The organism is Collinsella sp. AF18-8LB (assembly GCF_003459795.1).
Lineage (GTDB): Bacteria > Actinomycetota > Coriobacteriia > Coriobacteriales > Coriobacteriaceae > Collinsella.
Map to the genome: position 1 here is coordinate 94,299 of NZ_QRWU01000005.1, position 20,131 is coordinate 114,429.

The 20,131-nt window shown below is 61.8% G+C and carries 17 protein-coding genes; 14 read left to right on the forward strand and 3 right to left on the reverse strand.

What is annotated here, in order from left to right; translation table 11 throughout:
• The first annotated feature begins 2 nt into the window (after positions 1-2).
• Positions 3-206, forward strand: coding sequence for a hypothetical protein (locus tag DWX25_RS06590; protein WP_117742906.1), 204 nt, complete (start codon positions 3-5; stop codon positions 204-206).
• Here the strand turns inward: DWX25_RS06590 and DWX25_RS09705 are convergent.
• A complete protein-coding gene (locus DWX25_RS09705) occupies positions 113-361 on the reverse strand; it encodes an integrase core domain-containing protein (RefSeq protein WP_233505056.1) in 249 nt (82 codons plus the stop codon). The genes DWX25_RS06590 and DWX25_RS09705 overlap by 94 nt on opposite strands.
• Before the next feature lie 108 nt (positions 362-469).
• Positions 470-664 (reverse strand): hypothetical protein, encoded by a 195-nt coding sequence (locus DWX25_RS09710; RefSeq protein WP_233505055.1) that lies wholly within the window; start codon positions 662-664, stop codon positions 470-472.
• 679 nt (positions 665-1,343) lie between these two features.
• On the opposite strand from DWX25_RS09710, the gene nadA reads away from it, so the two are divergent.
• From nadA to DWX25_RS06615, 4 genes are read left to right on the forward strand one after another with little or no spacing between them, the layout of a single operon-like run.
• Positions 1,344-2,369, forward strand: coding sequence for a quinolinate synthase NadA (gene nadA, locus DWX25_RS06600; RefSeq protein WP_117793937.1), 1,026 nt, complete (start codon positions 1,344-1,346; stop codon positions 2,367-2,369).
• Positions 2,370-2,425: 56 nt separating this feature from the next.
• Positions 2,426-3,802, forward strand: a complete 1,377-nt coding sequence (locus tag DWX25_RS06605; RefSeq protein WP_233505207.1) for an L-aspartate oxidase — start codon at positions 2,426-2,428, stop codon at positions 3,800-3,802.
• A gap of 3 nt (positions 3,803-3,805) precedes the next feature.
• Positions 3,806-4,666 carry a carboxylating nicotinate-nucleotide diphosphorylase gene (gene nadC / locus DWX25_RS06610; RefSeq protein WP_117798900.1) on the forward strand — a complete coding sequence of 287 codons (861 nt, stop codon included), beginning with the start codon at positions 3,806-3,808 and terminating at the stop codon, positions 4,664-4,666.
• On the forward strand, positions 4,666-5,211 hold the full coding sequence (locus DWX25_RS06615; protein ID WP_117770262.1) for a transcription repressor NadR: 546 nt from the start codon (positions 4,666-4,668) through the stop codon (positions 5,209-5,211). Before nadC ends, DWX25_RS06615 begins: the two co-directional genes overlap by 1 nt.
• Before the next feature lie 239 nt (positions 5,212-5,450).
• On the opposite strand, the gene DWX25_RS06620 is transcribed toward DWX25_RS06615, so the two are convergent.
• The gene (locus DWX25_RS06620) at positions 5,451-5,636 is read right to left on the reverse strand and encodes a DUF362 domain-containing protein (protein WP_006235216.1); all 186 of its coding nucleotides are present in this window, start codon (positions 5,634-5,636) and stop codon (positions 5,451-5,453) included.
• Between the two features lie 506 nt (positions 5,637-6,142).
• Between DWX25_RS06620 and dnaK the strand changes: the two genes are divergently transcribed.
• From dnaK to clpB, 9 genes are all read left to right on the forward strand, one after another.
• Positions 6,143-8,032 (forward strand): molecular chaperone DnaK, encoded by a 1,890-nt coding sequence (gene dnaK / locus DWX25_RS06625; RefSeq protein WP_117798901.1) that lies wholly within the window; start codon positions 6,143-6,145, stop codon positions 8,030-8,032.
• Positions 8,033-8,034: 2 nt separating this feature from the next.
• On the forward strand, positions 8,035-8,877 hold the full coding sequence (locus DWX25_RS06630) for a nucleotide exchange factor GrpE (protein ID WP_117735382.1): 843 nt from the start codon (positions 8,035-8,037) through the stop codon (positions 8,875-8,877).
• A gap of 107 nt (positions 8,878-8,984) precedes the next feature.
• Positions 8,985-9,950, forward strand: a complete 966-nt coding sequence (locus DWX25_RS06635; RefSeq protein WP_117798902.1) for a DnaJ C-terminal domain-containing protein — start codon at positions 8,985-8,987, stop codon at positions 9,948-9,950.
• Between the two features lie 71 nt (positions 9,951-10,021).
• Entirely contained in the window at positions 10,022-10,438 is a 417-nt protein-coding gene (locus DWX25_RS06640) for a heat shock protein transcriptional repressor HspR (RefSeq protein WP_055250809.1), read from the forward strand.
• Positions 10,439-10,770: 332 nt separating this feature from the next.
• Positions 10,771-13,071 carry a hydratase gene (locus DWX25_RS06645; RefSeq protein WP_117763360.1) on the forward strand — a complete coding sequence of 767 codons (2,301 nt, stop codon included), beginning with the start codon at positions 10,771-10,773 and terminating at the stop codon, positions 13,069-13,071.
• Between the two features lie 497 nt (positions 13,072-13,568).
• Positions 13,569-14,240: a hypothetical protein gene (locus tag DWX25_RS06650; protein WP_147326618.1), complete on the forward strand. Its 672-nt coding sequence runs from the start codon at positions 13,569-13,571 to the stop codon at positions 14,238-14,240.
• A gap of 103 nt (positions 14,241-14,343) precedes the next feature.
• Positions 14,344-14,895, forward strand: coding sequence for a TetR/AcrR family transcriptional regulator (locus tag DWX25_RS06655; protein ID WP_117735386.1), 552 nt, complete (start codon positions 14,344-14,346; stop codon positions 14,893-14,895).
• 249 nt (positions 14,896-15,144) lie between these two features.
• A complete protein-coding gene (locus tag DWX25_RS06660) occupies positions 15,145-17,016 on the forward strand; it encodes an oleate hydratase (protein WP_117735387.1) in 1,872 nt (623 codons plus the stop codon).
• A 362-nt stretch (positions 17,017-17,378) separates the two neighbouring features.
• Positions 17,379-20,006 (forward strand): ATP-dependent chaperone ClpB, encoded by a 2,628-nt coding sequence (gene clpB / locus DWX25_RS06665; RefSeq protein WP_117798903.1) that lies wholly within the window; start codon positions 17,379-17,381, stop codon positions 20,004-20,006.
• Positions 20,007-20,131: the final 125 nt, after the last annotated feature.

A 20,131-nucleotide genomic window follows, 5' to 3' on the forward strand; every position in this document is an offset into this window, starting at 1 on the left:
CGATGAACAAGCAGCGTTCCACGGAATCCTCGGAGGACTATCTGGAGGCCATCCTGCGCATCCGCTCCGAGCGCGGCTCCTGCCACAACGTGGACATAGCGTGCCTGCTGGGCTACTCCAAGACGAGCGTCACCAAGGCGCTGGCGGGCCTGTCCACCGCCGGGCTCGCCGAGTGGATCCTGAAGTTGTCGTACCGGTGCACGTAGTCCGAGAGCTTGGCCCGGAGCTCGCGCATCGTGCCGAACGCCTCGCGGCGGGCGAGCTCGGCCCTCGGTATCCCGTCGGCCGACTCGTCGACGGCGCTGTCGTGGGGGCAGCCCTTGGCCGACAGCGACCTCTCTATGCCGAAGACCTCGAGCATCAGGTCGATCTCGGCGTTGTCGAACTCGCTGCCGCGGTCCGTGTGGAATACCTCGATGCCCGCGCTGCGCCGATATGGGGTAGCGGTCCCCGTTGGCCGCCATGGCCCTCATTTCCGAGCGTATACCGGCGCCGCTCGTCTTAAGATGTCGACCTCCATCCGGAGCCTGCGGTTCTCGCGCTCGAGCTCCAGGATCCGGTTCTGCTCGGGCGTGCGGTTATCGGCGGCGCGCGGCGAGCCGGTCGCGTTTATCGGCTTGACCCGCCTCTCCACGGTGCTCTTGCCGAGGTCGTATTCGTCCATGGCCTCGCGCCTGGGCTTTCCGGCGTTGTGGAGGTCGACTATCTGCCTCTTGAACTCGTCGGTGAAATGCCTCGGTCTGGGGCCGGTCGAGGCCGAGCCCCCGGTCCGGCTGGGATAGCATGTCGCTGCGGGCCATCGTCTTTCCTTTCGTCGAATATCTAGGCGCTGGCCCTCCCTTGCTTCTTGCACCACGACTGTGCGCGTTACCCCCAGCGGGCCCGGATCGAGCGATTCGGGCCCGCTTTTGGGGCCTGCCGGAAGCCCGGTGGTCAAAAAAGGCCAAATATGAGTACTGTTACCAGTTTAGTGGCAGCCACATGGCCTCCAAAATCGGTGCCAGCGGCCAAAAGCGCATCGATTTTCGTCCGTCAGAGTCACGATCGGGCTCCAAACAAGGCGATTTTGCTGATCTGGACCGGAAAATCGCTGCTACTAATTTGGTGACAGTACTCATATTTGGCCTTTTTTGACCACTGCCTCTCGGGCCAGGACAAAAGGGCTGCTCGAATCTTGGGGCGGGTCCATTTTCAACTATCCTCAGCTTGCCAGTTCGAAAATGGACCTGCCGCATGATTGAATCTTTATTTCAACTTTACACCTAGGTTTACAGCTGTCTTGTCAGCTGTAAACCTAGGTGTCATACTAAAGCCCCAAGATTCGCTAAAAGAGAGGGGCCTTGATGGCACAGAGCGCGAACATGGATGCGTCGGAGCTTGCACGCGATATCGCGGCCGGCCTGGCATCGGCAACGACGGCAACGGAGCGCGCGGCATTGGTGCCCGCAGAGCTCGTCGAGGCCATTCAGCAACTTAAAACCCAGCGCGACGCGGTGATCCTGGCGCACTATTACGTGGCGCCCGAGGTCCAGGCTGTGGCCGATTACGTCGGCGACAGCTTCTACCTGGCTAAGCTCGCCAAGAGCCTGCCGCAGCAGACCATCGTGCTGTGCGGCGTAGAGTTTATGGGCGAGAGCGCCAAGCTGCTCAATCCCACTAAGACCGTGCTGCTGCCCGAGCCGGGTGCGGACTGCCCCATGGCTCACATGGTCAAGCGCGAGACGGTCGACGCGGCGCGCGCCGAGTACGGTGACGACCTTGCCGTGGTCTGCTACGTCAACTCGACGGTCGAGATCAAGAGCTGGAGCGACGTGTGCGTCACCAGCTCCAACGCCGTCAAGATCGTGTCCGAGCTGCCGCAACAGCACATCCTGTTCATCCCCGATCAAAACCTGGGCCGTTTCGTAGCCGAGCAGGTGCCGCAAAAGCACGTCATTCTCAACAACGGCTACTGCCCGCGCCACCACATCATCACCGTCGAGCAGATCGTCGATGCGACGGAGGCCCACCCCGACGCGCTCGTGCTGGCGCACCCCGAGTGCAAGGCCGATGTCCTTGCCGAGGCCGACTACATTGGCTCTACCGCCGGCATCATCAAGTACGCTGAGGAGTCGGACGCAAACGAGTTCATCATCGTGACGGTCCGCGGCGTGCTCTACGAGCTCGAGCGCCGCTGTCAGGGCACCGGCAAGAAGTTCTACTTCCCCGCGGTGCAGCCCACCTGCGTCAACATGGATCTCATCACGCTCGAAAAGCTCGTGCGTTGCCTGGAGACGGGCGAGGGCGAGGTGCAGATCGGCGTATCGGACGAGGCCGCCGACCAGGCCAAACTCACGCTCGACCGCATGCTCGAGTACGCGGCGCGCTAGAACAATGTGACATGAGGGACGGTCCCGCATGTCACATTACAAGGGAGAGGATTCCTGTGGAAACCAAACAATACCCCGACATGGAGTGCGACGTCGTCATTGCCGGTTGCGGCGTGGCGGGCCTGTATGCGGCTCTCAATCTGCCGACGAGCACGCGCGTAATCATGCTCTCCAAGGGCGCTGTCGACGAGTGCGATTCGATGCTCGCGCAGGGCGGCATCTGCGTGCTGCCCGAAGGCTCGGACTACGATGCCTTCTTTGAGGACACCATGCACGCCGGCCACTACGAGAACCGCCGCGAGAGCGTTGACATCATGATTCGCTCGAGCCGCTCGGTCATCAACGACCTGCTGGCCATGGGCGTGGACTTTGAGCGCAAGGCCGACGGCAGCCTCGACTTTACCCGCGAGGGCGCGCACAGCCGCTCGCGCATCGCCTTCCACGCCGACATTACGGGCAAGGAGATCACGACCAAGCTGCTCCAGGCCGTGCGCAAGCTGGACAACGTGCAGATTTTGGAGCACGTGGCCATGACCGACATCCTGACGGCCGAGCGCGACGGCGCCACGGTGTGCGGCGGCGTCATCGCCGTTCCCGTGGACGAGGACAACTCGGTTCGTCCCGCCGACGAGCTGGCAAATGCCGCCGAGGGCGTGCATGCCGGCGAGCCGTTTAAGATCCATGCCCGCCATACGCTGTGGGCGACGGGTGGCATTGGCGGCGTGTACGATCACTCCACCAACTACCCGCAGCTCACCGGCGACGCCTGCTACATCGCGCAGGAGCACGGCATCACGATGGAGCATCTGGACTACGTGCAGATTCACCCCACGGGACTGTTCTCGCCGCAGCCGGGCCGTACCTTCCTGATCAGCGAGAGTTGCCGCGGCGAGGGCGCGATTCTGCTTAACGCCGCCGGCGAGCGCTTTACCGACGAGCTGCAGCCGCGCGACGTGGTCGCCGCCGCTATCCGCGAGCAGATGAAGCAGGACGGCACCGAGCACGAGTGGCTGAGCTTTGCCCCCGTCGAGCGCGACGTGGTGACCGGGCACTTCGCCAACATCCGCGCACGCTGCCTTGAGGACGGTCGCGACATCCTGGATGAGCCTATCCCCGTCACGCCCACACAGCACTACTTTATGGGCGGCGTGTGGGTCGACAAGGACGGCCGTACCTCGATGCCCGAGCTCTACGCCGCCGGCGAGACGGCCTGCAACGGCGTTCACGGCAAGAATCGCCTAGCTTCCAACAGCTTGCTCGAATCCCTAGTCTGGGGTCGCCGCGCTGCTTGGCGTATGTGCACCGGCGAGTCGCTTGCCGTGGAGCAGGTGGGCGAGCCCGCGCTCGATGGCCGTCATCGCGCCCTGAGCGCCGACACCCTGGCAATCGATGATCTGGCCCGTGCCGCCGGCACGCAGGCCGTGGAGGAGTAGACCATGAATCCCATTACTATGAAACTCGTCGTCGATGATCTGATTCTGCAGGCTCTGCGCGAGGACATTACGTTTGAGGACGTGAGCACGGCGAGCGTGTGCCCCACGGCGCGCCCCGCCACGGTGGAGCTCATCGCCAAGGCCGATGGCATCATTGCCGGCCTGGATGTGTTCGCTCGCACCTTTGAGCTGCTGGATTCGCAGAGCTCGGTGCTGTTTGATGTTGCCGACGGTGACGAGGTGCACGCCGGCGACCACGTGGGCCAGGTGCGCGGCGACGCGCGCGTGCTGCTTTCGGGCGAGCGCGTGGCGCTCAACTATCTGCAGCGTATGAGCGGTATCGCCACCTACACACACAACATGGCGGCGGCGCTCGAGGGTGCTAAGACCGTGCTTGTCGACACACGCAAGACCACGCCGGGCATGCGCGTCTTTGAGAAGGCCGCGGTCGAGATCGGCGGCGGCAGCAACCACCGCTACAACCTGTCGACGGCTGTCATGCTCAAGGACAACCATATCGACGCCGCCGGTGGTGTGACGCGTGCGATTGAGATGGCACGCGCTCACGCATCGTTTACCACGACGGTTGAGATTGAGTGCGAGAACCTGGACATGGTACGCGAGGCCGTGGAGGCCGGTGCCGACATCATCATGTTCGACAACATGACCCACGATGACATGGCTGCCGCGATTGAGCTTATCGCCGGCCGCGCCAAGACCGAGTGCTCGGGCAATGTGGATGCCGGCAATATCCGCGCGCTCGCCGACCTGGGCGTTGACTTTATTAGCTCGGGGGCATTGACGCACTCTGCGCCGATTCTCGACCTCTCGCTTAAGCACCTGCGTCTGCTGGACGGTAAATAATGAACGCCCGCGAGCGCCGTCGTGCCATCATGGGCGTGCTCGAGGGAGCCAGGGAGCCCGTTTCGGGCAGCGCACTTGCCCGCGAGGTTGGCGTGAGCCGCCAGGTCGTGGTTCAGGATATTGCCCTGTTGCGTGCCGATGGGCACGATGTCGTGGCAACCAACCGTGGCTATGTGCTGCAGGAGGCCCCCAGCAGCCCCGCCGTGCCCACGCGCTTGGTCAAGGTTCGCCACAGCGTGGAGCAGGCAGGCGATGAGCTCACGAGTATCGTCGACGCCGGCGGCGCCGTGCTCAACGTGATCGTCAATCACCGCGTGTACGGTAAGATCACGGCCGACCTGGACATCCGCAACCGTCGCGATGTTGAGCGCTATCTGCACGATATCGAGAGCGGCAAGAGCTTTCCACTGCTAACGGTGACGAGCGGCTATCACTTCCATCGCATTGCGGCAGAGGACGAGCAAACCCTCGACGAGATCGAGGCCATGCTCAAGGAGAAGGGCTACCTTGCCGATTTAATGCCCTACGAGGACGATCTCTCTTAGCCGACGCTGCAAACGCTCCTAAGCGGCAATCTGACGTTCAATCGTCGGTCGCGTACCAAAGTACGCTTCCCTCCTCTTTCACGTCACCTTGCTCGCTTAGGGGCGTTTTCGCTGACGTGAGCTCAACCTGCGACGGTGCCAAATTAGTTATCCGCACAAAAAAGGAGGCCTCCGCGGCGATGCGGAGGCCTCCTTTATTTGTGCACGGTGTACTTTTGAGTGTGCAAGTGGGGGAGTTGTTACTCCTCGACGATCTCGGTGATCGCGCCGGCGGGGCAAGCGTCCTGGCAAGCGCCACAGGCGACGCAGGAGTCCTCGTCAGCGACGGTAGCGACGTCCTGGAGCTCCAGAACGCCAGCGGGGCAGGAGTCGACGCAAACGCCACAAGCGATGCACTCGTCGGCATCAATTACGGGATGAGCCATGGTAGTTTCCTCTCTGTTGACCGACGCTACAGGCGATGCGCGCCGGTTTGATTCGGGCAAAAACATACCACGGGAGCGACCGTTTGCAATACCCTCTGGCCGGCATCTTCATACCGTTCGCCGAGTATGCCAAGGTTTACTAAAAAACGCGCAGGTGGGGCCGTTGAGCTGCGCAAATGTTAGCTATAGGTGACTCGAAATATTGAGCGATTGGGCAAGTTATCCTGCCATTTGTGGACGGGCTAGAAATGACATGCAGGGCTCCGGGTCGCAAACCTCAGTTATCTCTACATAGATCTCAATAGATTTGCCGAGAACTCAAATAGCGCTTCTACCTGCGATTTTTCGAACCTAAACTCTGAGCAATAAGAAATCTTATATGAATTGACTTAGATTTTGTATATTCCGGCCCATAAGGGGATACACTACATCCTGAAAGACAAGCCGAAGCGCCGCGCGACAGACCGCCGAGGCGGCGCAAACGCACAAGAGAGAGGGAATTTCTAATGGGCAAGATTCTTGGTATCGACCTTGGTACTACTAACTCCGCTATGGCCGTCCTCGAGGGCGGTTCTCCGACCATCATCGTGAACGCCGAGGGCGACCGCACCACCCCGTCCGTCGTGGGCTTCCGTGCCGACGGCGACCGCGTCGTGGGTAAGGCCGCTAAGAACCAGGCTGTCACCAACCCCAAGAACACCGTGTTCTCCATCAAACGCTTCATGGGCCGTAAGTACTCCGAGTGCACCTCCGAGCTCAAGACCGTGCCGTATGAGGTCAAGGAGGGCCAGGGCGGCCGTGCCGTCGTCGACATCGAGGGCAAGGATTACACCGCCGAGCAGGTGAGCGCCATGGTGCTCGCAAAGATGAAGGCCGACGCCGAGAAGTATCTGGGCGAGACCGTCACCGACGCCGTCATCACCGTCCCGGCCTACTTCAACGACGCCCAGCGTCAGGCCACCAAGGACGCCGGTAAGATCGCCGGCCTCAACGTCAAGCGTATCGTCAACGAGCCGACTGCTGCTGCTCTTGCCTATGGCCTGGACAAGCAGGGCACCGACCAGCGCATCCTGGTCTTCGACCTGGGCGGCGGCACCTTCGACGTCTCCATCCTCGACCTCGCCGACGGCGTGTTTGAGGTTCTGTCCACCTCGGGCGACAACCACCTGGGCGGCGACGACTGGGATCAGCGCGTCATCGATTGGATGGCCGATAAGTTCCAGCAGGAGAACGGTGTCGACCTGCGTCAGGACCCCATGGCCCTGCAGCGTCTGAAGGAGGCCGCCGAGAACGCCAAGAAGGAGCTCTCCGCCGCCCAGCAGACCACCATCAACCTGCCGTTCATTACCATGAACCAGTCCGGCCCGCTGCACCTCAACTACACGCTGACCCGCGCCGAGTTCGAGAAGATCACCCGCGACCTGCTCGAGCGCTGCAAGCAGCCTGTCACCAACGCCCTGCGCGACGCTAAGCTCAAGCTCTCCGATCTGACCGAGGTCATCCTCGTCGGCGGCTCCACCCGTATGCCCGCCGTCCAGGAGCTCGTCAAGACCATGACCGGCAAGCAGCCCAACATGTCCGTGAACCCCGACGAGGTCGTTGCCGACGGCGCTGCCGTCCAGGGCGGCGTGCTCACCGGCGACGTCGAGGGCATCCTGCTGCTCGATGTTACCCCGCTGTCGCTGGGCGTCGAGACTATGGGCGGCATCATGACCAAGATGATCGACCGCAACACCACGATCCCGACCTCCAAGACCGAGGTCTACTCCACCGCTGCCGACAACCAGACCAGCGTCGAGATCAACGTGCTCCAGGGCGAGCGCGAGCTTGCTCGCGACAACAAGTCGCTCGGTAAGTTCCAGCTGACCGGTATCCCGGCCGCCCGCCGCGGCGTGCCGCAGATCGAGGTCACCTTCGACATCGACGCCAACGGCATCGTCAAGGTCTCCGCTAAGGACAAGGGCACCGGCAAGGAGCAGCAGATCACCATCTCCGGCTCTACCGCGCTTTCCGACGACGAAGTCGATCGTATGGTCAAGGACGCCGAGGCTCATGCCGAGGAGGACAAGAAGCAGAAGGAAGAGGTCGAGGTCCGCAACCAGACCGACAGCCTGTGCTACTCCACCGAGCAGACCCTCAACGAGCTGGGCGACAAGGTTTCCGCCGATGTGAAGTCCAAGGCCGAGGCCGCTATCGCCGACGCCAAGAAGGCGCTTGAGGGCTCTGACGTCGAGGCCATCAAGGCCGCTGGCGAGTCCCTGCAGTCCGTGGCCTACGAGCTGGCTCAGGTTGTCTACGCCGACGCTCAGCAGCAGACCGACGGTGCCGCCGGCGCCCAGACCGACGACGATGTGGTCGACGCCGACTACGAGGTTGTAGACGACGAGGACAAGTAATCATGTCCGACTGTAAAGCTCGCACGGAGGCGGCTGCCACCAGCGCCGCCCCCGTTGACTCTGAGGAGAAGGACGTGAAGATTCCCGTAGAGGCCGTAGACGATACCGAGGCCAACGAGGCCCCGGCCGCCGAGGCTGCCGAGAACCAGGTAGAGGATTCCAACAAGGAGGCGACGATGACCGAGGACGAGATGGTGGAAGCCGCTATCCGCGCCGGTGAGGAAGCCGCCGACAACGACTTTAAGTTCAAGTTCGAGCAGGCCCAGAAGGAGCTTGCCGACGTTCGTCATGAGCTCGATGCTGCGGCAGAGGCTCAGAAGGCCGCCGAGGACAAGGCAAAGGACGCCACCGAGCGCACCGCCCGTCTGCAGGCCGACTGGGAGAACTTCCGTCGTCGCACCGCCAACGAGCGCATCGCCGAGCGCGAGCGCGCGACCGAGAAGCTCGTCACCGCGCTGCTGCCGGTGGTCGACGATATCGAGCGTGCGATCGACCATGCCCGCAGCCAGGAGCTTGCCGACGACTTTAAGCAGTTCGTCGACGGCGTCGATGCGGTGCATGCCAAGCTGCTCGATGTGTTTGCACACGAGGGCGTTGAGCCCATCGACCCCAAGGGCGAGGCGTTCGATCCGCTCGAGCACCAGGCCGTGGGTCGCGTCGAGGACGCGTCGCAGTACGACGAGACCGTCAACGACGTGTACCAGAAGGGCTACCGCATGGCGGACCGCATCCTGCGTTCCGCGATGGTGACGGTGACCTACGGTGGCGAGAAGCGCCCCGCACCGGAGCCCGAAGCGGCGCCCGAGGATGCTGCGGCCGACACGGCCGAGAGCACCGAGGAGTAATTGAGAAGGGCCCCGGGGCAACACCCGGGGCCCTTTCTGGCCTAGTGCCATATGACAGTATGAGCCGCCGCCCGTTGGACGGTGGATGAAACAGGAGAGGAGCTACGATGGCTGCAGGCAAAACCTTCTATGACATCCTGGGCGTATCCAAGAGCGCCTCCGACAAAGAGATCAAGAGCGCGTTTCGCAAGCTCGCGCAAAAATATCACCCCGATGCCGGCGGCGACGAGGCCAAGTTTAAGGAGATCAGCGAGGCCTACGAGACGCTTTCGGACGAGAAGAAGCGCAAAGAGTACGACCAGATGCTCATGTTCGGCGGCATGCCGGGCGCGGGCGGCGCGTATAGCGGTGGCTACGGCGCCGGCGCGGGCGCCAGCGGCTGGGGTGATATCTTCGACAGCATCTTTAGCGGCAACGGCGCCTGGGGCAGCGATTGGGGCTCTGGCTTTGCTGGGGCTGCGGGTAATGCCGGTGCCGGCGCGGGCCGCAACCGCGCGCGCAAGGGCGGCGACCTGTCGCTGACTGTCGACGTAACGGCCGAGGACGCGTTTCGCGGCGTGACGCACAAGGTCACCTACCGCATTCCCTCGACGGGCGAGCAGCAGACCATTACGGTCTCGGTTCCCGCGGGCGCCGTGGATGGCGGCAAGCTGCGCTACAAGCGTCGCGGCGAGTACGGCGTCGCCGGTGGCGAGCGCGGCGACCTGGTCGTGACCACGCACGTGGAGGAGCACCCGCTGTTTAAGCGCAAGGGCGCCGATGTGACCATGGAGGTGCCGATTTCGGTCTACGAGGCGGCACTCGGCTGCACGGTGGACGTGCCCACGCCCGGTGGCGCGACGGTTCGTCTGAAGGTGCCCGCGGGTACCCAGACGGGCAAGAAGTTCCGCTTTAAGGAAATGGGCGCGCCCGACGTTAAGCACCGCGGCCGCACGGGTGCGCTGCTCGTCGAGATCAGGGTGCAGGTTCCCACGAACCTATCCGATGACGAGCGCGACGCGATGACCAAACTGCGCGAGGCCGACACGCGCGACTATCGCGAGAAGGTCAACCGTTACAAGGCGACGTACTAGGGCGCCTGTGTGCCCGCCCGCGTCCGCGGGCTTATGATGTAGACGTGCGAAACGGAAAGGGGTCAGGTAGCATGGCCGAGGACAATAGGAACAAACCGCTGTACATGATCAGCGTGGCGGCTGAGCTGACCGGCATGCACCCGCAGACTCTGCGCGTCTACGAGTCCAAGGGCCTGGTGAACCCCCAGCGCTCGGGCGGCAACACGCGCCTGTATTCGCGTGCCGATATCGAGCGCCTGGAGCTCATCAACCAGCTGACCGATGAGGGCATCAACCTTGCCGGCGTGGTGCGCATTCTCGATATGAAGGAGCGTGCCGAGGAGCGCGAGCGCGAAAACGAGAAGCTCCGCGCCCGCGTGCGCCAGCTCGAGGACGAGCTGCACGAGTACAAGATGCAGAAGAAGATCACCGCACTGGCCCCGCGCGATGGCTCGGTCAACCCCGAGCAAGTCATGCGCAAGTTACTGGGCACGGGCGGCGACCTGTAGTTCCGCCGGCGCCGCCGGGCACTCATTGGGGACGTACTTAAATGAGTGCCCACAGAATGAGAGTGGATAATCTCCCGTTTTTGGCCTTTGTGCAGGCTCAAAGTGGGAGATTATCCACTCTCGCCATTTCGGCACTTGGGGACGTTCCTTTTCTGCCGGCACTTGGGGACATTCCGTGCGCCAAACCCGTCTTCCCGCCCCCGGCTCGCCTTATGCTTTACTGAGATAAAGTGAACGCGCAGATTCGTAACCCACTCGCAACCGTTCTATGGCACGATATTGAACGAATGTATGCTATGCGCCCAAATCTTTTGGGCAGAGTGGGAGACAGTATGGTCAAGCTGTACGAGGACGGCATCTACCTGCGCCGTGGCAGCGAGGTTGTGCCTGCGGCCGAGGCTGCTGAGCGCGGTATTACGCAGACGCCCGAGGATGCCAAGCGTGGCACCATCGCGTATTCGATTCTTCAGGCACACAATACGTCCGGCGACCCCGAGGCGCTCAAGATTCGCTTCGACGCCATGGCGAGCCACGACATCACCTTCGTCGGCATCATCCAGACGGCGCGTGCCTCGGGCATGGAGCAGTTCCCGCTGCCCTACGTGCTTACCAACTGCCATAACTCGCTGTGCGCTGTGGGCGGCACCATCAACGAGGACGATCACGTCTTTGGCCTCTCTGCGGCCAAGAAGTACGGCGGCATCTTCGTCCCGCCGCACATCGCGGTCATCCACTCCTTTATGCGCGAGAACTTCGCCGGTTGTGGCAAGATGATTCTGGGTTCGGACTCGCACACCCGCTACGGCGCCCTGGGCACCATGGCCGTGGGCGAGGGCGGCGGCGAGCTGGCCAAGCAGCTGCTGCGCGACACCTACGACGTCGCTTATCCCGGTGTCGTTGCCATCTACCTCACGGGCGCCCCGCGCCCCGGCGTCGGCCCGCACGACGTGGCGCTCGCCATCATCCGTGCCGTCTTTGCCAAGGGTTACGTTAAGAACAAGGTCATGGAGTTCGTGGGCCCCGGTATCGCGAGCATGACGACCGACTACCGCAACGGCGTCGACGTCATGACCACCGAGACCACCTGCCTTTCCTCCATCTGGGCAACCGACGAGGACACGCACGCGTTTTTGACCATGCACGGCCGCGGCGACGACTACCGCGAGCTCAAGCCCGCCGATGTTGCCTACTACGACGGCTGCGTCGAGGTCGACCTGTCGAGCATCAAGCCCATGATCGCGCTGCCGTTCCATCCTTCCAACGGCTTTGAGATTGACGAGCTCAACGAGAACCTCGAGGACATCCTGCACGAGGTGGAACTTGAGGCCGCCAAGATCGGCGAGGGCAAGACGCACTTTAGCCTGCTCGATAAGATCGTCGACGGCAAGCTGCACGTGCAGCAGGGCGTTATCGCCGGCTGCTCGGGCGGCAACTACGACTCCGTGGTGCAGGCTGCCCGCGTGCTCAAGGGCGCCAATACCGGCTGCGGCGAGTTCTCGCTGTCGGTCTATCCCACAAGCCAGCCCGTGGCGCTTGAGCTCACGCGTCGCGGCTATATGTACGACCTCATGGAGGCCGGTGCGATCGTGCGCACGGCGTTCTGCGGTCCGTGCTTTGGCGCCGGCGACACGCCCGCCAACAACGGGCTGTCCATCCGCCACACCACGCGCAACTTCCCCAACCGCGAGGGTTCCAAGCCGGGCAATGGCCAGCTGAGTGCCGTGGCCCTGATGGACGCCCGCTCCATTGCGGCGACCGCGGCCAACGGCGGCGTGCTCACTCCGGCGACCGATCTGCCCGAGGAGACTTGGGACGAGGCCTGCGAGTACACCTTCGACGACGCTCCCTACAAGAAGCGCGTATACTGGGGCTTTGGCAAGGCCGAGCCTGCCGACGAGCTGGTCGAAGGTCCCAATATCAAGCCGTGGCCTGCGATGGAGCCGCTCGGCGACGACATTCTGCTCAAGGTGTGCTCCAAGATCATGGACCCGGTCACCACGACCGACGAGCTCATTCCCTCGGGCGAGACGAGCTCCTTCCGCTCCAACCCGCTGGGCCTGGCCGAGTTTACGCTCAGCCGCCGCGACCCTGCCTACGTGGGCCGCTCCAAGGAGGTTGACGCTGTGGAGAAGCGTCGCGTTGCCGGCGAGTCCGCGGGTGACCTGTCGGTGCTCGATGTCGAGCTTGCCGGTGTGTTTGAGGCGCTGGCCGGCGCGGGTGTCGCGGCCGATGCCAAGGCGACCGAGTTCGGTTCCATGATTTACGCCAAGAAGCCCGGCGACGGCAGCGCCCGCGAGCAGGCCGCGAGCTGCCAGCGCGTGATCGGCGGTCTGGCCAACATCGTCCACGAGTACGCCACCAAGCGCTATCGCTCCAACGTGATGAACTGGGGCATGGTGCCCTTCCAGATGGAGACGGAGCCCAACTTTGAGGTGGGCGACTACGTCTTTGTGCCGGGTATCCGCGCCGCGCTCGATGGCGACCTGAAGAACATCGCCGCGTACGTAGTACGCGGCGATGGTGCGGTCGAGCAGATTGAGCTCTACATTGCCGATATGACGGCGGAGGAGCGTGCCATCGTCAAGGCCGGCTGTCTGATCAACTACAACAAGTTCAAGGCCGCTGCCGAGTAACGTTGCTGTGCGCCCCGGACACACCTTTCCCTCGTGCTCACGCGCTTCGCGAGGGCCGCCCGAGGGAAAGGTGTGTCCGGGGCTACCGCGACGCTCTCGTTGGGTCTTGAGGGACGCTAATAAATAGACTTGCTTGATGCCGCCCCTGTTATCGGGGCGGCTTCTTTTTGTCGAAGCACCGCATTGGGGACGGGCGCCTTGGTGGTGTCCGAGGTTTATCTCAATCTGTAACAGGTGGACCTCTATTTGCCGAGTAGTTGTTACAGATTTAGATAAACGGGAGCTGCTGAACATTTCATCTCAATCTGTAACATCTGAGGTCCAAAACGGCAGCTAGATGTTATGGATCGAGACAGTTGAGCGCCAGAGTCGAAAACCACCACAAAAGGGCCTGTCCCTTTCGTGGTGGTGGGGAGTGGACGGTTTCTTTTGGTGATAGTGTTAGCTGGCGGTATCATTAGCGCACGTCGCAGGTTTGTATTGTGAGGTGTTTTGCCGTGAGCCGTTCAACCCGTATTGGATTGATTGTCTTGGCGCTTGCGATCGCCGTGGTTGGCGCGGGCGTTGTCGGCATGGCATTGCTACCTGCTGCGGTGACGGAACCGGTGGTTAAGCCTGTGATTCAATCTATCGAACTTCTGACCGGCGACGACAAGCCCGAGACCATTACTGTTGATTTTGATGAGCAACCGGCTGCGCTGGGAATTAGCAATTATCCGCGCATTCAGCTTGGGGCCATGCGCTATACCACGGATACAAGCCTGATCGATAGGGCGTCCGAGCTACTCAAGGGTAAAACCTTCAAGCGTTGGTATGGATATGCGTCCTATCGAGCAAAGGCGAACGACATGGTTGGCGGATACCGCTCGTCCATCGAGTTGGACACCACGAATGGCGCCAAGTTATGTGATGTTTCGTACGATCCGGGCTACGAGGGCAATGAGGGTCCGAGCATCTACATCATGGACGGCGATGTCGCCTATGTCATGGAGGGCGACCAGACCGAGCTCAACGATTTTATGGGCAAGTGTATCCAAGATGCCTATAAACAGACCTGCTTACCCGACCCGCAGACTGCACGCGATAGTGGATCTGCCCGTACATGGCTGTTCGAGGATGAGATGCCCTGGAACGCCGAATCGGGAAGCACGGGTTCGGCGAAAGAGTAGAGAGCGCGACCACCACAAAGGTGTCTGTTCCCTTCGTGGATGGTGATTGCATGCGGGGTACCATGGGAATATTTCATGATTCAACTTTGATGGCGGGAGAGCAATGGCTGGACAACTGACAAAGCGCGCGTTGGAAGATTCTCTTAAGCGACTACTGCTTCAAAAGCCACTGACTAAGATCACCATCGCGGACCTCACTGAGGACTGCGGGGTCAGCCGCATGACGTTCTACTATCACTTTCAGGACATCTACGACCTGGTTGAATGGGCATGTGAGGAAGACGCCGGCCGCGCGCTCGCCAACAACAAGACGGCCGATACCTGGCAGGTGGGCCTGGAAAACATCATGCTCGCGGTGCGCGACAACAAGCCCTTTATCATGAACGTCTATCACTGTGTGAGCGCCGAGCGCATCCAGCGTTTTCTGCAGCCCGTGACATTCGACCTGATCGAAGGCGTGGTCGAAGAGCACGCCGCGGGCAAGAACATCTCACAAGGCGACAAGGACTTTCTGTCCCGCTTTTTCGCACATGCATTTATAGGTGTAATGCTCGACTGGATTGCCGCAGGCATGGCCGAGGACCCGAGCACAGTAGCCGAGCGCGTTTCCAAAATATGCGAAGGCCAGATTGACGCAGCGCTGGCGAGATTTTGACTATTTCACGTTGGAGCGCAAAGCGACCAAGTGCGTCATGCCGGGCCGGGTTTCGGTTTGGGAAGTTAGCGAAGCCCACTTCCCAAACCGAAACCCGGCCCGGCATGACCTTGGGAGACCAAAGCCAAGCAGATTTGTACAATCCGCCCCCGTTGATTAAAAATCGTACAAGGTGACGATCTTGTATCGGCTAGGCTGCGTTGATCAGGGCAAAAGCTTGTTAACGAACTTCGTTAGCAAGGAGGAACCATGTACTATTCAAGTGGAAACTATGAAGCCTTTGCTCGTCCCAAGAAGCCTGCGGGCATCGACCACAAGAGCGCCTACATCATCGGCACCGGCCTGGGCGCGCTTACCGCAGCCTGCTATCTGGTGCGCGATGCGCAAATGCCCGGAAGCCACATCCATATCCTCGAAAAGGACCCCGTTGCGGGCGGCGCCTGCGATGGCGCCGACATCCCCGGCGTGGGCTATGTCATGCGCGGCGGCCGCGAGATGGACAACCACTTTGAGGTCATGTGGGATCTTTTCCGCTCCATTCCCTCGATTGAAGATCCGGACATCTCCGTGCTCGACGAGTACTACTGGCTCAATAAGGAGGATCCCAACTACTCGCTGTGCCGCTCGACTAAGAACCGTGGCCAAGACGGCGGCACCGATGGCAAGTTCGGCCTGTCGGACAAGGCAGCGACCGAGATCATGGATCTGTTCTTTACGCCCGACGAGGAGCTGGCGAACCGTCCCATCACCGATTTCTTTGACGACGAGGTGCTCAACTCGAATTTCTGGATGTACTGGCGCACCATGTTCGCCTTTGAGAACTGGCACTCGGCGCTCGAGATGAAGCTCTATATCCGCCGCTACATCCACCACATCGCGGGTCTGCCCGACTTTAGCGCCCTGCGCTTCACCCGCTACAACCAGTACGAGTCGATGATTCTGCCCATGCAGCGCTATCTCGAGGCGCACGGCGTGCAGTTCCACTTTGACACCAAGGTCGAAAACGTGGTGTTTGAGGTGGGCGGCGGCGAGGGTCCGCGCCGCGCCGTCACTGGCACCGGCCAGGACACGATTCAGCGCATCCAGCAGGCCGCCTTTGCGCGCAACCCCTACAGTACGAGCACCAAGAAGGTCGCGCGTCGCATCACCGTGACGCATGCAGGCGAGATTTCGAACATCGACCTCACTGAGGATGACCTGGTCTTTATCACCAACGGCGGCTGTGTGGAAAACTCGACGATCGGCGCGCAGGATAAGCCCGCCGCATGGGATCCGACGATTCGCCCCGGTGGCGGTTGGGACATGTGGCGTCGTATCGCAGCGCAAGATCCGAGCTTTGGTCATCCCGATAAGTTCTGCGGTGACCCCGAGAAGAGCAACTGGATGAGCGCCACGGTCACCACGCTCGACGGCGAGATTGTGCCCTATATCCAAAAGATCTGCCATCGCGATCCCTTTACCGGGCACGTCGTGACCGGTGGCATTGTGACCTGCGAGGATTCGGGCTGGCTTATGAGCTGGACGATCAACCGCCAACAGCAGTTCCGCGATCAGCCCAAAGACCAGCTTTGCGTGTGGGTGTATGGCCTGTTTACCGACAAGCCCGGCAACTACGTCAAGAAGGCCATGCGCGACTGCACCGGCGAGGAGATTTGCCAGGAATGGCTGTATCACCTGGGCGTTCCCGAGGATAAGATTGTTGAGCTGGCGGCAAATCACGCCAACACCGTGCCCGTCATGATGCCCTACATCACCGCCTTCTTTATGCCGCGTGAAGCAGGCGACCGCCCCGACGTGGTGCCCGATGGCGCCGTGAACTTCGCGTTCCTGGGCCAGTTTGCCGAGACGCCGCGTGACACGATCTTTACGACTGAGTACTCCATGCGCACCGGCATGGAAGCCGTCTACACGCTCTGCGATGTCGACCGCGGCGTACCCGAGGTCTGGGGTTCGGTCTTTGACGTGCGTGACCTCCTTATGAGCAGCGTTAAACTACGCGACGGTGAGCCCATCACCAGCATGAAGCTGCCCATGGTCGAGCGAATTGCACTCAAAGAAGTGCTCAAGAAGGTCGAGGGCACCGACATTGCCAAGCTCCTCAAAGAGTACGGCGCAATCTAGCGCACAAGAACCACCACATTGGGGAACCTTTGTGGTGGTTTCTGTTTGTCTCGATCTGTAACATCTTGGCCGCTAAAAGTGGGCCTGGTGTTACAGATTTAGATTTTCGATTCGGGTGTCTTCTGTTTGTCTCAATCTGTAACAGGTAGAGCTCTATTTGCCGAGTAGATGTTACAGATTGAGATAGTAAGGGGACGAGGCCGTAGCGGGTGAGCGTGCCTGCTCCCTATCTCTCAATCACTCAGAAAATCTTATATATAGAGACTTAGATTTATGTATAAGATCGCGTAAAGCTGGCAACAATACTTCTCGAACAACGTGAAGCCGCCCCGTAGGGCGGCCGCCCCAAGAGAGGTGATTCCATGAGAATCGATAAGCTAGCAATGACGTCGCGCGAGGCGTTACAGACCGCCATGAGCACGGCTGCCGACGCGCAGGCCGGCGCGGTGGAGCCGATTCACCTGCTGTCCGCCCTGCTCGGTGCCGGCGAGCGCAATATCTCCGTGATTATCGAGCGCATCGGTGCCGACCCGGCCCAGCTTGCGCGCTCCACCCAGGACGCCATCGACCGCGCGCCCAAGGTTTCGGGCGAAGGCCAGCAGATGGGTCTTTCCAACGAGCTCGTCCGCGTGATCGAAAAGGCCGAGAAGAAGGCCACCAAGATGGGCGACAGCTTTGTGGTGACCGAGCATCTGCTGATGGCGCTTGCCGAGGACAAGGGCGAGGCGGGCCGCGTGCTGCGCGACGCCGGCGTTACCAAGGAGCGTATCGAGCAGGTCTACGAGGAGCTGCGCGGCGATGACCGCGTGACGTCTGCCGAGGACAAGACCCAGTTTGAAGCGCTGGAGCAGTACGGCCGCAACATCTGCGACCTCGCCCGTGCCGGCAAGCTCGACCCGGTCATCGGTCGCACCGACGAGATTCGCCGTACCATCCAGGTTCTGTCCCGCCGCACCAAGAACAACCCCGTGCTCATCGGCGAGCCGGGCGTCGGCAAGACGGCCATCGTCGAGGGCATCGCCCAGCGTATCGTGGCCGGCGACGTGCCGAGCACCCTGCGCGACCGCGACCTCATCGAGCTCGACATGAGCGCGCTGGTCGCCGGCGCCAAGTACCGCGGCGAGTTCGAGGACCGCTTGAAGGCCGTGCTCAAGGAGGTGCAGAAGTCCGAGGGTAAGGTCATCCTGTTCATCGATGAGCTCCACACCATCGTGGGCGCGGGCGCTACCGAGGGCTCCATGGACGCCGGTAACATCCTCAAGCCGGCGCTCGCCCGCGGCGACCTGCACGCGATCGGCGCGACCACGCTCGACGAGTACCGTAAGTACATCGAGAAGGACGCGGCGCTCGCCCGTCGTTTCCAGACCGTTATGGTGAGCGAGCCTACCGTCGAGGACACCATCTCGATCCTGCGTGGCCTCAAGGAGAAGTACGAGATCTTCCACGGCGTGCACATCACCGACAGCGCGCTCGTGGCCGCCGCCGACCTCTCCGATCGCTACATCGCCGACCGCTTCCTGCCCGACAAGGCCATCGACCTGGTCGATGAGGCCGCAAGTCGCCTGCGCATGGAGCTCGACAGCATGCCGGTCGAGATTGACGCCACCACGCGCCAGCTCACCCAGCTGCAGATCGAGGAGCAGGCGCTCATGAAGGAGACCGACGACGCCTCCAAGGAGCGTCTGGAAGCCCTGCGCCAGGAGATTGCCGAGGTCCAAGAAAAGCTCAACGTGCAAAAGGCCGGCTGGCTCAACCAGAAGAACGCCATCGACCACGTGCAGGAGCTCAAGGGTCAGCTCGACGAGGCCAAGAGCGAAGAGGAGCGCGCGACGCGCAGCGGCGACCTGGGCCGTGCGTCCGAGCTGCGCTACTCCGTGATTCCGGGCCTGCAGCAGCAGATTCAGGATTCCGAGGCCGCGCTCGAGGCGCAAAAGCAGCAGGACGGCGAGGGCCTCAACGAACAGGTGACCTCCGATGAGATCGCCGAGGTCGTGAGCGCCTGGACCGGCGTGCCCGTGTCCAAGATGATGCAGGGCGAGCTCGACAAGCTGAAAGGTCTGGAGGGCGAGCTGCATAAGCGCGTCATCGGCCAGGACGAAGCCGTCTCCGCCGTCGCCGCAGCTGTGCGCCGCAGCCGTGCGGGCCTCTCCGATCCGGACAAGCCCATCGGCAGCTTCTTCTTCCTGGGCCCCACCGGCGTGGGCAAGACCGAGCTCGCCAAGGCGCTGGCCGAGTGCCTGTTCGATGACGAGCGCGCGCTCGTGCGTATCGACATGTCCGAGTACATGGAGAAGTTCAGCGTCCAGCGTCTGATCGGTGCGCCTCCGGGATACGTGGGCTACGACGAGGGCGGCCAGCTCACCGAGGCCGTGCGCCGTCGTCCGTACTCCGTGATCTTGCTCGACGAGATGGAGAAAGCTCACCCGGATGTCTTTAACGTGCTGCTGCAGGTGCTCGACGATGGCCGTCTAACCGATGGCCAGGGTCGCCAAGTGTCCTTCAAGAACACGATTATCATCATGACGAGCAACGTGGGCTCTAAGGCCATCGCCGATCTTTCGGGCAAGGACGAGGAAGAGATGCGCCACCAGGTCGATGCGGCCATGGCTCAGACCTTCCGCCCCGAGTTCCTCAACCGCATCGACGATATCGTGGTGTTCCATCCGCTCGGCATGGCGCAAATCGAAAAGATCGTCGATATCCAGCTTGCCGATGTCCGCGCACGTCTTGCCAAGGAGCGCATGACGCTTGCCATCACCCCGGCGGCCAAGCAGATGCTCGCCGTGGGTGGCCTGGACCCCGTGTTCGGTGCCCGTCCGCTCAAGCGCCTGGTCCAGCGCGAGGTCGTGGACGCCATCGCCGCCGCCATCATCGACGGTACGGTGCGCGAGGGCGATCAGGTGACGGTCGATGCCGACAAGGACGGCGGCTTTACCGTCGTGTGCGATAACACGCCGTCTGCTACCTACGAGGTGCCCGACGCGCAGTAGGTTTTTGGCGCATGCCTTATAATCTACCTTTTGAGCCGAACGCCAAGGGCGGCGGATCCAATGGGGTCCGCCGCCCTTTTTCGTGCGACAATCGATGATGCTGAACGGATGCGATGCAAGGAGCT

Excerpts from the sequence above, each read along its gene's own strand:
- DWX25_RS06590 (WP_117742906.1), top strand. The coding sequence starts at position 3 with ATGAACAAGCAGCGTTCCACGGAATCCTCGGAGGACTATCTGGAGGCC.
- DWX25_RS09705 (WP_233505056.1), bottom strand. The coding sequence starts at position 361 with ATGCTCGAGGTCTTCGGCATAGAGAGGTCGCTGTCGGCCAAGGGCTGC.
- DWX25_RS09710 (WP_233505055.1), bottom strand. The coding sequence starts at position 664 with ATGGACGAATACGACCTCGGCAAGAGCACCGTGGAGAGGCGGGTCAAG.
- nadA (WP_117793937.1), top strand. The coding sequence starts at position 1,344 with ATGGCACAGAGCGCGAACATGGATGCGTCGGAGCTTGCACGCGATATC.
- nadC (WP_117798900.1), top strand. The coding sequence starts at position 3,806 with ATGAATCCCATTACTATGAAACTCGTCGTCGATGATCTGATTCTGCAG.
- DWX25_RS06615 (WP_117770262.1), top strand. The coding sequence starts at position 4,666 with ATGAACGCCCGCGAGCGCCGTCGTGCCATCATGGGCGTGCTCGAGGGA.
- DWX25_RS06620 (WP_006235216.1), bottom strand. The coding sequence starts at position 5,636 with ATGGCTCATCCCGTAATTGATGCCGACGAGTGCATCGCTTGTGGCGTT.
- dnaK (WP_117798901.1), top strand. The coding sequence starts at position 6,143 with ATGGGCAAGATTCTTGGTATCGACCTTGGTACTACTAACTCCGCTATG.
- DWX25_RS06630 (WP_117735382.1), top strand. The coding sequence starts at position 8,035 with ATGTCCGACTGTAAAGCTCGCACGGAGGCGGCTGCCACCAGCGCCGCC.
- DWX25_RS06635 (WP_117798902.1), top strand. The coding sequence starts at position 8,985 with ATGGCTGCAGGCAAAACCTTCTATGACATCCTGGGCGTATCCAAGAGC.
- DWX25_RS06640 (WP_055250809.1), top strand. The coding sequence starts at position 10,022 with ATGGCCGAGGACAATAGGAACAAACCGCTGTACATGATCAGCGTGGCG.
- DWX25_RS06645 (WP_117763360.1), top strand. The coding sequence starts at position 10,771 with ATGGTCAAGCTGTACGAGGACGGCATCTACCTGCGCCGTGGCAGCGAG.
- DWX25_RS06655 (WP_117735386.1), top strand. The coding sequence starts at position 14,344 with ATGGCTGGACAACTGACAAAGCGCGCGTTGGAAGATTCTCTTAAGCGA.
- DWX25_RS06660 (WP_117735387.1), top strand. The coding sequence starts at position 15,145 with ATGTACTATTCAAGTGGAAACTATGAAGCCTTTGCTCGTCCCAAGAAG.
- clpB (WP_117798903.1), top strand. The coding sequence starts at position 17,379 with ATGAGAATCGATAAGCTAGCAATGACGTCGCGCGAGGCGTTACAGACC.